The sequence below is a fragment of the Sessilibacter sp. MAH1 genome (assembly GCF_054658315.1).
On the sequence record NZ_BAAGIC010000018.1, the window covers coordinates 103,643 to 116,274 of the forward strand.

Genomic DNA, 12,632 nt, shown 5'->3' on the forward strand with positions numbered 1-12,632 from the left:
CGGTAATGTAAACTAAAAACATGTTCGAATTTTATACCCCAAAATCAAAAGTCCAAAAAGATCGAAAGCTTATTTACGAGACCGACTCTCGTATTTCAAAATACAGTCGCCGTGGTCTTTTGCTCACTTTGGCGGTATTTTCTTTTACAATGTGGTTGGGTGGTTTTTTTAAAGAAAATTCAAGCATCGCATTTTTTTTAGCATCGGGCTTATTGGTAACCACCATATTTCGGGGTTACTTGGTTTTTGGCTTTGAGTCTTTTTATCCCAGAGCACCAGGACGTTGGCGTAATCTTTTTTTCTTTGGCTCAATTCTAGGTTCCTTTTGGTGGGGAATCATCATATCCGTAATCACCTACACCAGCGGATTTCATACCGAAACCAATTTCTTGTGGTTGTACACCATCGTTTTTTACTCCGGCATGACAGGAGTCTTATCACCGTATCGTCGTTTCCTAACGGTTTATCTTCTCTCTGGTTTAGTTCCTATTATTTTGGCGAGTTTATCGACCAACACCGTTGAAGGCGTTTTACACAGTTCTATTGTTATCTTTTTATTCTGGATGCTGCGCAATCAAGGCTTGATGATGTGCGACTCTTATTGGGAGCGCCTAGAAGCAAACTATGTGTTACGCCAGCGAGCCGATTCTTTAGAAATAGAAAAACGCGATTCACAGGCCGCGGCACAGGTTAATCACGAATTTCTGGTTTCTCTTAGTGATGAATTGCGATCTGCACTTAACGATACTGTCGGCGCTCTTTCTGTTCTTGCTCACGAAAGCGGCATCAACGAGAAGCAACGTTACTTGTTATCGATTGCCGAAAAATCCAGTGAACGCCAGTTGCAGGTAGTCAACAGCGTTATTGATTACTCGAAAATTAAGTCGCAAAAATTGGTTTTAGAAAACACCGTATTTAATTTCCCAAAATTGGTCGAAGAATGCTTTAACGAAAAAGAAATTGAAGCAGAAATTAACGGTAAAGAATTTTCAATCAATTACGGTGATAATGTACCATCACGTGTACGTGGCGACTCGGTGCGTACGGCGCAGCTGATTAATTGCCTTATCGACCAATCGATTTCTCTCAGTACCGGACCAGATTTAAAAGTTAACATCAACTGTGAAGACAATGGCGGCAGCGAATTAATTGTTCAAATATGCATTGTCGATGAATCATCGAGCGCAAGAGTAGGACAGAGTAAGGTTTTAGGGGCCAAAGCGGGAAGTTTTAGCTTAAATATGAGCGAGCATTTGGCTTTAGCAATGGGCGGGAATATCGGTATTAATGACGACTTTAAACTGATGTTCTTGTTGGATTTACCCTTAACCCCGGTTAATTCCCAGTCGTTCTTTAAACAGTTTGAAAGTAAATTTGATACCGAGCGAATTTTGTTGGTTGATACGCCAAGTAAAGTTCAAGAAGAAATTAAAGATATTCTTATCTCGTGGGGCTTAGTTCCTATTTTTAAAGCAGTTGATGATCGGTTTGATGCCATATCAGATCTAGACCAAAGTGATTTCTTTCAAGAAATCAACGATCCCATGGTCAGTGCCATCATTATTTTCTCGAAAAAAGAAAGTCTTACGGCAATTCCTATTTCACAAAAGTTTTTAACATCAAACAGCTTAAAGTTAATTCCGCAGTTGATTGTGGTTAGTCATTTACAAGCAGAATCAAAATTACTGTTAAAACACAGCAACGAAAAAGATTCTATTCGTATTTTGCAAAAGCCACTTACGCAAGATAAGTTGTATTTAGCATTATCCCAAATTTTATTAAATCAACCCGATCCTACCGATAATATCAATATTAAAGTTCTATTGATTGAAGACAGTAATGTCGACCAGTTGGTGATTTCCAATATATTTGAAAAGCTGGGTATTTCAGTCGATTTAACCAGCACCGCCGAGGCTGGTTTGAAAAAAATGGCCCAGCGCGATTACGATATGGTGTTTATTACCTGCCATCTGAATGGTCGAGATGACGCCGCCGACAGCTTAGAGTTTGTTGCCAAAGCTCATGCCGAAACACCGGAAGATCAAAAGCGAACACCTATTATTGGTTTAACCACCTTAAAAAATGATCATCAAGATCGTTTATGTTTAACGTCTGGTATGGACGACACCGTTGCAAAACCGGTACGAAAAGAAGAATTAAAAAAATGCCTAGACCATTGGCTGGTTAAAACCCATTAATACCGATAGGAGCCTCTGATTAAATCAGGAATGAGTTAATCAGATGTACTTATAGTTATCGATTTACTAATGGGTTTTCGACATTCAAAAGTAAAATAAAAGAGAGAATTAAGCGAGTGAAATAAATAGAGTGGGGTGGGTTGTGTTAATGCAATTAATGAACACTCCGATTTTTACCACTTTTAGCACGAATTCGATTTTCCGTTTGAATATAAATAGTATCGGTGGTTGCCATGCTGGCGTGGCCTAAGTCTTCCGATAAATCTTTGAGTGACCGTCCTCGTTCCACTTCCATACTCGCGCCTGTGTGACGCAACCAATGGGTTGAGGCTTCTTTAAGCTTTCTTGCTTCGTCGGCGCCTTTTTCTGCAAGCATAATCTCGTATGCCTGATCAAAAATTTGCTGCACAATTCGGATTAATTGGCGGGACGTCATGCCACCTTGGCCGCGTATTTTCTCCACAATGGGTTCTTGCTCGTTGTGAGTGGGTAGCGACGGCAGACCACGATATTTTCGATAACGTTTTAAATATTCAATAAAATCCTCGGGTACAGTAACATCGCGCAGTTTTCGACCTTTACCGAAAATCTTTAACCACCAATTGTTATCGGCATCTTGCCAAAAATGACTCATCATAGGAACCCAGTGAGTTCGTTCTGATAATTCTGAAATTCTCAAAAACAGCGTTTTTAACGCACAAATGACAAATAAACTGCGCTCGTAAATTGGATTTTGATTGGCCAATTTTAACGAAACGTCAAATACGTATTGCCACTGTTCCTGCGTTAAGCGACGAATTTCTTTGACTTGGGCATCTTTGATAAAATATCGGCAGTCCGTTTTAGCGATTTGCGCGGGATTTCCAAACGCGTATTCTTCGTTCATTAAATATTTATAAAACGCAATTAAAGCGGTAAAAGTTGCCGAAAGAGTTTGTTGTGATGGCTTATATTTGGCTTTTTGTTTTTCTGTCGGCTGCTCAGAAGAGTTTTTAGGAAGTTTTAATTTATACGGTGCCCATTCGGCATTAACTTTAAATACACCGTTATGAAAATAAAATTTTTCGTAGTTGGCAAAGCAAATCCAGTGCGTGGGTGGCTGCCAGCCAAAATCTATATATTCTAAAATGTCGGCTTTTCTTAATTGATCAACAGGCGCCTTTTTTACTAAAAAACTCCACAACAAAAAACGTTCTACCTCGTTACGAAAACGCGTGAACGTATGCTCAGATTTATTGCGGCCAATATACAATAAAAACTCTTCGCCCCAGTGCCAAAGCTTCAGCCACCATTGTTCGCCCGAGTCTAAAAAACTCCTTAATTCTGGGTACTGCCGAGCATCAAACTCTTTCAGTTCGGCGTAAGTTGGGAACAGAGGTATTGGATCGGGTAATTTCATATAAGGTTGTATTTCGAATTAATTATCTAGCAAATGCTGATTACTGATCGACAAATTACCAAATGGATCTTTCAATTCAATATATCGTAATGCCGATTTAATATCACGCCAACCTACGTATTCCATTAACGCTTTCATTTCCCAGTTTTGCTCGTTAGCCCAGGTTGCAAAACCTCGTCTCAATGAATGGCTGGTAAAAAAATGTGCATTTTCAATATTGGCATTGGCACAACAGTTTTTAATAATATTAATGACGCTAGCCGAATGCAGACTTTGTTCAGAGACTTTACCCCAGCGATCAATTGACCTAAATACCGGGCCACTATTTAGTTGTGCGGTATAAATCCAATCTAAATACGCATCAACCGGGCAGAGCATTTTCAACGCTGGCACCCTAAAGGTTTTACCCTCATTTTTATGATCCGTTTTTGAATGAGGCAGATAGATTTCCATCCCTTCACCGGCACGCGCATTAATATGCTCAACGAATGAATTTACCAGCTCGTCACTGCGGAAAGCGCGCCAAAAACCAAGCAACAGCAGCGCTTTGTTACGCGTCGCCTGTAACAAGACAGCACTCTGTTGTGTATTGCTTGAGGCACGTTCGGCTTGGATAACATCATCCAAATATTCAATAACCGCTTGCAGTTCTTCCAGCAGTAGTGGGCGAGCTTGTTTTACTGGTTTTGCGTGTATTCGATTAATGCCTTTAAGCACTTTTTTAACGTGAGGAGCTTTGGTTGGGTCGGGAAAGCCATGTTCTTTATGCCAAACAGCTAGGGCAGACAGTCTCTGTTTTAGCGTATTAACCGAAAGTGTTGGCGCAAAATCGGCGAGATATTGAGCAATTTGGTCAGAAGTAGAAGGCAACATACCGCCCCAGTGAACCTCAAAGTGTTCCACGGCACTGAGATAACTTTTGGTGGTGTTAACTCGGTTGGCAGCACTCAAATATTGGTCAACATTTGAGTGGTTTGGGTGCGTCGTTGGCTTGTGCTTCATTTCATTGAATACTTCTCGTGAGCTTTCTATTTTATGCTTGTTTTGAGTATAACTCAGCAGCAGGTATCAATTAAGACTTCACTTACACAAATGAAACTCAAACTGGCATCGTGCTTTTAGCAGTATAAGAAAACGTAGCCAATATCAAGAACCGTAAATGAATAAAATTCTGAAAAAACCGAATATCGTATTTTTTATTTTGGATCTCAGATCAACTCTTTGGTAATTTCATCCGAGATTTCGATAAATAATACATGCCCATCAAATCTTCAGTTTGCATCTAAATTATTTATTACGCATTCCATAATTTTTTCCTCAAGGGTTGTTAATAATTCCTTATCACTAGTAATAAACTCAATACGACTGTCTTCACATTCGTCGAGAGTGGTAGAAGTTAGAACACCGTCGGCTTTATTGAAAGCGACAATGCCTTCATTGGTTATGAATACACCTTTAATTCTTTCTGTATTTACGCCCAGTAAAAATACCCAAAGTTTTTGTGAATCAAATATCCACTGTGGTGTAAATATCCATCCTTGGCTGTAAAAGCCTTCGCCTTCGTTATTAATTGTTAAATAACCCGAACTGGGTATTTCGAAGGATTGAGCTGAAAAATTTTTATCGTCGTGTAGGTGATGATGCTTGTGAGCATTATTGGTATAGCTTGATGGCTGCTCAAGCCAAGACAATTGTAGATTTCCCTGACTCACAACCTGTAAAGGTATTTTATTGAGTTCATCTTTATTTTTTAGAAAATGTTGCAGTGCTGAAATATCATCGGACCGATATAAATCCGATTTATTAGCGACAATAATATCGGCAACAGATAACTGCTGATTAAAAATAGGGTGCTTGATGTAGCGCTCATCTTTTATTTTACGTGCATCAACGAGCGTAATAGTAGAGCGTAAATCTAAAACATCGGCGTAATGTTCAGAACGTAATGTCGTCAGAACCTCTTCAGGGTGACCAAGGCCCGTGGGTTCTATCAACAACCGGTGAGGTTTCGCTTTAGTAAGCAGTCTATTAAGCGCTATTTGCATGGGCAAACCCGCGGCGCAACACATACATCCACCGGGAACCTCGCGGATAAATACATCTTCACTATCAGATTCATTACCGGTAAATAGACTGCCGTCAATTCCTACTTCACCAAACTCGTTAACCAATACCGCCCAACGCTCATTGTTTGGTTTTTGTTTCAGTAAATTTAAAATAGCTGTGGTTTTACCAACACCCAAAAATCCGGTGATAACGTTTGTTGGAATCGCTTTAAACTCTGTCACGAAAGAAGTCCTTGTGTTGCTAGAAACTCTCAGTTAATCAGAGTTTCTTATTCTATTTGTAAATTATTTATATTTACGCACATTCATGACATAGGCAGTGCAATTCCAACTGAGGACTTTTTAGTACATAACCCGATTTCTCGACATTCTGTTTTAGCGTGTTGATTAATGATTTTTTGATGCCTATTTCTTTAACGTTACCGCATTTATCACAGATTAAAAATTGTGGTACTTCGTGTTCATGTGCGCAGCTAATGTGTGAACAAGCAATGTACTTGTTGGCTAAATGAAGTTTATGCACCAAGTTTTCACTCTCAAGGAAATCGAGAATACGATAAACCGACATTGCAGGCGGAGATTCATTGAACTCCTTTTGCATAAAATCAATCAATTCATAAGCTGATAATGCTTTTTTAGATATAAGCAAACCTGTTAAAACTCGCTTGCGCTTTTCGGTTAACTTGGCACCATTTTTACGGCAGGTGTTTTCAGCATGGTCGATAATCTGCGTGATAGAAGCCATGATTATGTTACTCAGGTATTGCCTTCATTAGGTTTTAAAATGTTATTTTATAACATTATTGCAAAATTATTGAGTAAATTCTAAAGAAATTTTTATCGTTCAAATTTATAAAAATTGCTCAGAAAGTTAACTGCGCCAAGATAATTTTCGATGTGTATTGTAGATTCTATAAATTACAACTCTTGTGTGGCAAGCAGTGAATGATAAGCTCTAAGCTAATTGCAGATTAGTTACTCAAAGTTTTAATAGTATTTAATATTGGTGCGCGCTGGTTTTAACACAATCAACACAAACAAAATCCAACGTTAATAAAAGTCGTTTTTGGCGTGCGTTTACAGCAGGTGAGCGCTGCACAAAATCTGCACCTTTATTTCCTTCCCAAGGCTCATCCTTTAACAGAGCAACGTCACCCGTGCTTAATGTATGAACGGCTTGCTCTGAATATTCAATGTTTTTCATTGATATTGTTCATTGATATATTGACGCGAACGTTACGATGGTGAAGCCATCGGGTACCATTGCCAAAATAACTGTGAATTAACCGAAAGAGTACTCAAGCAACATGCAATCTCGGCACATTGCTTTCGATAGTATTCCTAAACGCAAGCCAACATTTTTCAACTCAAAAAGACAGTAGAATATATTTGCCAGTAGTTGAACATCAGAACACAAATTTGGTAATTGCATGAGTGATGGTATGATTTTTTGCAACTGTTCTAATTGACTTATAGCGAGCTTACCGGAATAGCTTTTAACATTATCAGATGTCAATAATATTTGACTTTGTGATATTGCATCTGGGCAAAGTATTCGTTGCCAAACCGATAAATTAACATCGCTTTTATATATTTCGGTAAGCGCCTATAAATCATCGCTAATTACCACTCGACGAGATAGTACTTGGTTGTGAAGGTGCGATTCGATCATGCTTCTTCGCCCCAAGCAGGGAAGGGATCGGGCAGTGATTGCCACACTTCTTGCCCGGCTAATAGTTCATCGTTATTTAATAAGCAGCTATCAAGAGCTTCAATAAATTGATGCTTACTAAGACCTTGGCCGATAAAAACCAACTCCTGACGCATATCGCCAAAAGGTTCTTGCCATTTAGATTTAATAGATTGTCGATATTCTTCATCATCTGGCCAATGATCTTCTGGCACTGCTTTCCAAAACATTCCTGCAAAACCATAGCGTGCAATACCACCGGCTTGACTCCATTGACATGCAAATTCGGGACGAGTCGCCAACCAAAAATAACCTTTCGAGCGAATTAGCTTTCCTTGTAGGTCTTTTTGATGAATAAAATTAAAAAATTTCTCTGGGTGAAATGGGCGTCGAGCTGTGTAAGTAAAACTACTAATACCGTATTCTTCGGTTTCCGGCACGTGTTCGCCTCGCATTTCTTTAAGCCAACCGGGCGCTTGTTGGGCACGTTCAAAACTGAATTTACCCGTACCCAAAATACTGGTAATTGATATCTGACCATGCTTGATTGGAATGATTTCGGCTTCAGTATTTAATGTTTTTAAAACGGCAATTAAACGATCTAACGTATTGTTGTCCACTAAATCGGTTTTGCTAACTAAAATAATATCGGCGAATTCCACTTGATCAACCAATAAATCTGCAACACTGCGTTCATCATCTTCACCCAAGTGCTCATCAGTTTCTTGCAAATATTTAGCTTCATCGTAATCCACTAAAAAATTGACCGCGTCTACGACGGTAACCATGGTGTCTAATGTGGCTACATCAGACAAGCTAATACCGTCTTCATCCGCAAATGTAAACGTTTCTGCCACCGGTAACGGTTCAGAAATACCGGTAGATTCAATTAATAAGTAATCAAAGCGACCTTCATTTGCAAGTTTTCGAACCTCTAACAACAAATCTTCTCGTAACGTACAACAAATGCAACCATTACTCATCTCGACTAGTTTTTCTTCACTGCGGTTGAGCGTTACCTCATTTTGTACAGTAGCAGCATCGATGTTTATTTCGCTCATATCGTTAACAATCACCGCAACGCGACAGCCGTCTCGATTATTGAGAACATGGCTTAACACAGTAGTTTTGCCAGCGCCAAGAAAGCCAGAAAGTACTGTAACTGGTAGTTTTCGAATGGTATTTGTCATGAATGCATCCCTTGTTGGAATTATCCATTTGCATTACTAAGATTACCGCAAATAGAAGTTGCTTAAACAATAGATCTGTTTGATTAATGATTGTTTTATATGATATGTTACAACATATCATAAATGGAAAAATCAAAACCAGCAATATCTCACCGTACATTCGAACAAAACTAATCGGTGCGATAGTTTGTGTTAGTGCTGGTAGTGAACATTTCTTCAGTGCTAAAAGGGAGTGTAATCAAGGAGCACTTATAGAAAATAATTTTGATAAAATTAAGAAGCTAAATCTCTGTGGAATATTATCGCTGATATTTTAATAGAGAAATTATCTTTTAAAATTGCTTTGGCAAACAAAATTAAAATAAATCGTAAAAAATAAATATCTTAGTAAAGAATATCCTGCGATTAAATTTTAACTATTTAAAAATGCCTCTATTAAATAATTCCGATTTTATGGTTGATTGTTTATAGAGCGAGCACAGCTGCTCCACTCCATATTTACAAGATACGCACCACAACAATGTGACTCTCAGTGATGATTATTGTGCCAAATTGACTGAAATATTGACGTAACAAAACTTTCGAGATAGCGTTCAGAAAAACTCACCCGAGATAGAGTTACAATGATGGTAAACTCGACAAAAAGCGTCGTTAATACATCTGTTAAGCTGTTATAACTAAACCATGTTCGAATTCAGTAGTTATTTAGAACAACAAAATTTAAAAGGTGATGATGCCTTATATGTCACGAAAATTGGCGACTCTATATGGTTTTGTATATGCGATGGAGCGGGAGGAATGGCTGGGGCAGCACAAGCAAGCAATTATGTTGTTGAAGCTTTTAAGGATCTAACAAATATCGACAGTTTTGATTCTTCAGATGACTTTGAGTCATTTCTTCGAAAAGTAGATTTAGAGCTAGCGAACGAATCTGGTTGCGGCGAAGCTACTGCAATCGTCGGAAAGCTTAATGATACAACCGTTGTAGGCGCAAGTGTTGGCGACTCAGAAGCTTGGTTATTTAATAGAGAATATGATTACGAACTATGATCTATGCAAAACCTGAAGCCCCTATTGGGAAGTGGTAGCACGACACCTATTGGTTTTGGCCCAATGGATGCAGACAAATCGATCCTGCTTGGCTCAGATGGTCTTTTTAAGTATATAAAACTAGAAGAAATGAAATTGTTACTTTCGACAAAAACTACAGCTAAAGAAATAGCTAAACTTGCAAAGCAAGATATTGGTAGTCTCCAAGATGACGTTTCAATTATTTATATCAGCAAAAAGTCATAACAAGTTGCTTCACGTTGACACATACTACTACGCTCGTTTTTGTGTTTGTCGCTGTACTCCAATTTTACACAAAAACGCTCTCCGCAGTATGTGCAAGTGAGCAAGGCGTTAACATCATTAAGTCATGCGTAAAAAATTACTTTGGTCAGCGGTTTTAATAATTTCATTCGTAGGAATCGGGTTTCTGCTTAGTCTTTTTGGCGGCGCATTAAATCCGCCAGCGAATGCGGGAGAGAATCTTCCTCGAATTAATATTAGTGCGCTAGAGCCAGGAGGTATAATCACGCAAGATGCTGGTTACGAAGGTTGGTGGAACGTCAGATATATAATATTTAAAAACTATAATTCAGAAATATCTGTTTTTGTTGTTCCGTTGAGAGAGGGGCTTGTAGATATGCCCGATTTAAGGTGGTGGCGCAGGGGTCCTAAGTGCAAAAATTTTGGCCCCACTATATTTAATGGTAAGGTTGTTCCAAATAGTCATTTTAAGTGCCACGATCCAGAATTGAATGAGTGGCTTGCGACCGAAAATGTATGGAGTCTTGATGGTACTAACCTCGGAACTTTAACCGACGATATGAAAAAAGTGAAATTCAAAATTAAAGGGAATGACATTTTACTATATATCTAATGTTAACAAGTCAATCAAGGTGGCCTTTGACTGGACGAGCTAACGCGCGCCGCAAAGCAAAGCGTTAGAGCCAAGGAATGCTGATTACAATTTCAGAGCACCTAAATAACTTGCCCGAGATTGCCTTTGCTACCAGTTACATATTAATTTGTATTGGTAGTTCAGTAAGCTTTTGGGTAGCGATCAGTAGTTTAAATATAGGTCAGCGATTATTTATCAGTTGCCATGGTTTTCTAACCCTACTTGTAATCGGTATTCCATTATTATTCTTTGCGTCAGGTTGGAGCATTTCTGCATTTACTAATGCTTTCCAAGTTAGTTGCCTTTTGCCAATGCTTTCAATTATCTATAGCCTGTTTCGCCACTCCGGCACTAAACTGTTATTTTGGTTATATCTTTTGTTAGTACCCGCCATTATGTGGGCATGGTTTATTGGCTCTATGGCTGTTTCAGGCGATTGGCTCTAACAAGCGCATTAACCACTCGCTGCGCTCGCTGGGGAAAAAAACGTAGGCTCCCTCGCTTCGCTCGTTATTATAGCCTGCGTATTTTTGCCCGTTATGCGGACGTTATTAGAAGTACTATGAATCGATACATCGCGATACTCGTTATGCTTTCTTCTGGCTTTGTGGTGGCACAGGACTTTGGTCCGTGCGGGTACATTCCGAAGAGGACCGAACATTACCAATATCCTGAGTGGGAGGTATTCGAAAAGTGCGCTTCTTACAAAGATGATGTCTTGCAAATATCCAAAGACCATATGGGTAATCTGAATTTTGGTAAAACTGGCATGGCTAGCTTTTTTACTTCAGGTCAATACTTCTACGTAAAACCGGATGGTAGGTTTCTTCCGGTAATATTTTATGATAGCGGCGCAGATTACTTTCAAGAGGGGCTGACCCGTTCATTAAACAGCGGCAAAATCGAATATTACAATTCCGATTTTGAGCTTGTGCTTTCGCCGGGTTACGATTGGGCGTGGCCCTTTCACGAGGGCAAGGCACTTGTCTGCAAGGGCTGTGTTTTAACTCCAGCTGAGGATGGTCACAAAGCCTTAGAAGGTGGCTTGTGGGGGTATATAAACAAGGAGGGTGTAGAAGTTGTCCCAGTCAAATACAAAGCTTCCGATGTTCCTGGCAAGTAAAACTTCTAACAAGCACATCAAAAATCAATTCAATAATCAATTCAAAGAAATCCAAGAAATTACGTCAATCCGCACAAAAAATTATCGAGAACCATTTAAGAAACGATAATACAAAAAATAGTATCAACGGCGATCCAGACCGGCGACGACAAACCGTGGAAACACTGCTAAAAAATGCTGATAAAATTGATGCGTTCTTGCAGAAATCCACACTGCGAAAAAGTACCGGCAAAAGTAACCGAGAAATACAAAGTAATATTACCGATAACGACAGTGCGAAAATGAGTACTTCAAAAGGCACGCTGCAAGGTTATAACTGCCAAACCGTGAGTGATGAAAAGCGCCAAATTATCATCGCCACAGAGTGTTTTGGGGTAGGGCCCGATCAAATACTATTAAAATCGATGATTAAAAAAATCGAAGAAAACCTCGGTTAAGATGCATTAAATCACGGAGCCTTACTGATAGCTGACACTGGATATTCCAGCGAAATCAATATGGAATACCTCTATCAAGAAAAAATTAACACCGTAATTCCTGATACACAATTTCGTCAACGTGACCCGCTGTTTAAAAACTCCGAGGCCGTGCAAAAACACAAAGCACACCGACAAAAAACCCGCAAAGACCAGGAAACTGAGGAAAGAGCAAAAAAAGACCCCGATGCCCCTATAATCAATTCTAAATTTGCAAAAAAAGCAAGAAAACTAAATCAAAAATAAATGCTAACAAGGCCAGTCAGCAGCACAGCTGCGCCTCTGCTGGCGGCGTTAGCTTTTACAAGCCGGCCCATTCAGAGTAAAAATGAGATTTATTAATGACGCTCAATATCCCAAAACTAGAAGAATTATTCGAAAATAAAACAGTCCTGATTTTAGGGGCCGGGGCATCAAAAGATTATGGATTTCCTCTTTGGGCTAAGCTCGAAGAGGAGTTACTAGAGGAACCTCTGATTAACCTCCGAGATCTGCCATAATATCTCGTCTGCAAATAAAACGGTTTGATCATGAAACAACAA

14 protein-coding genes and 1 pseudogene are annotated in these 12,632 nt (G+C 39.2%); 9 read left to right on the forward strand and 6 right to left on the reverse strand.

The genetic code is table 11. The annotated features are described in order from the left end of the window. Positions 1-20 precede the first annotated feature (20 nt). Positions 21-2,198, forward strand: coding sequence for a response regulator (locus ACYQ28_RS16300; RefSeq protein WP_460051800.1), 2,178 nt, complete (start codon positions 21-23; stop codon positions 2,196-2,198). 154 nt (positions 2,199-2,352) lie between these two features. Here the strand turns inward: ACYQ28_RS16300 and ACYQ28_RS16305 are convergent, their stop codons facing one another. The 6 genes and pseudogenes from ACYQ28_RS16305 to zigA form a co-directional block, all read right to left on the reverse strand. Continuing rightward, positions 2,353-3,597: a tyrosine-type recombinase/integrase gene (locus ACYQ28_RS16305; protein WP_460051801.1), complete on the reverse strand. Its 1,245-nt coding sequence runs from the start codon at positions 3,595-3,597 to the stop codon at positions 2,353-2,355. An 18-nt stretch (positions 3,598-3,615) separates the two neighbouring features. Then, positions 3,616-4,599, reverse strand: coding sequence for a site-specific integrase (locus ACYQ28_RS16310; RefSeq protein WP_460051803.1), 984 nt, complete (start codon positions 4,597-4,599; stop codon positions 3,616-3,618). Positions 4,600-4,868: 269 nt separating this feature from the next. Continuing rightward, entirely contained in the window at positions 4,869-5,885 is a 1,017-nt protein-coding gene (locus ACYQ28_RS16315) for a CobW family GTP-binding protein (protein ID WP_460051804.1), read from the reverse strand. 73 nt (positions 5,886-5,958) lie between these two features. Continuing rightward, a complete protein-coding gene (locus tag ACYQ28_RS16320) occupies positions 5,959-6,408 on the reverse strand; it encodes a Fur family transcriptional regulator (RefSeq protein WP_460051806.1) in 450 nt (149 codons plus the stop codon). 252 nt (positions 6,409-6,660) lie between these two features. After that, positions 6,661-7,257, reverse strand: a pseudogene (locus ACYQ28_RS16325) (DUF1826 domain-containing protein). A gap of 74 nt (positions 7,258-7,331) precedes the next feature. Beyond that, positions 7,332-8,543 carry a zinc metallochaperone GTPase ZigA gene (zigA, locus tag ACYQ28_RS16330; RefSeq protein WP_460051807.1) on the reverse strand — a complete coding sequence of 404 codons (1,212 nt, stop codon included), beginning with the start codon at positions 8,541-8,543 and terminating at the stop codon, positions 7,332-7,334. Between the two features lie 684 nt (positions 8,544-9,227). On the opposite strand from zigA, the gene ACYQ28_RS16335 reads away from it, so the two are divergent. The 8 genes from ACYQ28_RS16335 to ACYQ28_RS16370 all read left to right on the forward strand — a co-directional run bounded on the left by ACYQ28_RS16335 (position 9,228) and on the right by ACYQ28_RS16370 (position 12,590). Next, on the forward strand, positions 9,228-9,593 hold the full coding sequence (locus ACYQ28_RS16335) for a hypothetical protein (RefSeq protein WP_460051809.1): 366 nt from the start codon (positions 9,228-9,230) through the stop codon (positions 9,591-9,593). A gap of 3 nt (positions 9,594-9,596) precedes the next feature. Continuing rightward, positions 9,597-9,839, forward strand: a complete 243-nt coding sequence (locus ACYQ28_RS16340; RefSeq protein WP_460051811.1) for a hypothetical protein — start codon at positions 9,597-9,599, stop codon at positions 9,837-9,839. Between the two features lie 124 nt (positions 9,840-9,963). Beyond that, a complete protein-coding gene (locus ACYQ28_RS16345; RefSeq protein ID WP_460051812.1) occupies positions 9,964-10,470 on the forward strand; it encodes a hypothetical protein in 507 nt (168 codons plus the stop codon). A 77-nt stretch (positions 10,471-10,547) separates the two neighbouring features. After that, positions 10,548-10,937 carry a hypothetical protein gene (locus tag ACYQ28_RS16350; RefSeq protein ID WP_460051814.1) on the forward strand — a complete coding sequence of 130 codons (390 nt, stop codon included), beginning with the start codon at positions 10,548-10,550 and terminating at the stop codon, positions 10,935-10,937. Between the two features lie 116 nt (positions 10,938-11,053). Further along, the gene (locus ACYQ28_RS16355; protein WP_460051815.1) at positions 11,054-11,614 is read left to right on the forward strand and encodes a WG repeat-containing protein; all 561 of its coding nucleotides are present in this window, start codon (positions 11,054-11,056) and stop codon (positions 11,612-11,614) included. Positions 11,615-11,769: 155 nt separating this feature from the next. Further along, a complete protein-coding gene (locus ACYQ28_RS16360) occupies positions 11,770-12,051 on the forward strand; it encodes a hypothetical protein (protein ID WP_460051816.1) in 282 nt (93 codons plus the stop codon). Positions 12,052-12,111: 60 nt separating this feature from the next. Next, positions 12,112-12,336, forward strand: coding sequence for a hypothetical protein (locus ACYQ28_RS16365; protein ID WP_460051818.1), 225 nt, complete (start codon positions 12,112-12,114; stop codon positions 12,334-12,336). A gap of 95 nt (positions 12,337-12,431) precedes the next feature. Continuing rightward, positions 12,432-12,590 (forward strand): hypothetical protein, encoded by a 159-nt coding sequence (locus ACYQ28_RS16370; RefSeq protein ID WP_460051819.1) that lies wholly within the window; start codon positions 12,432-12,434, stop codon positions 12,588-12,590. Positions 12,591-12,632: the final 42 nt, after the last annotated feature.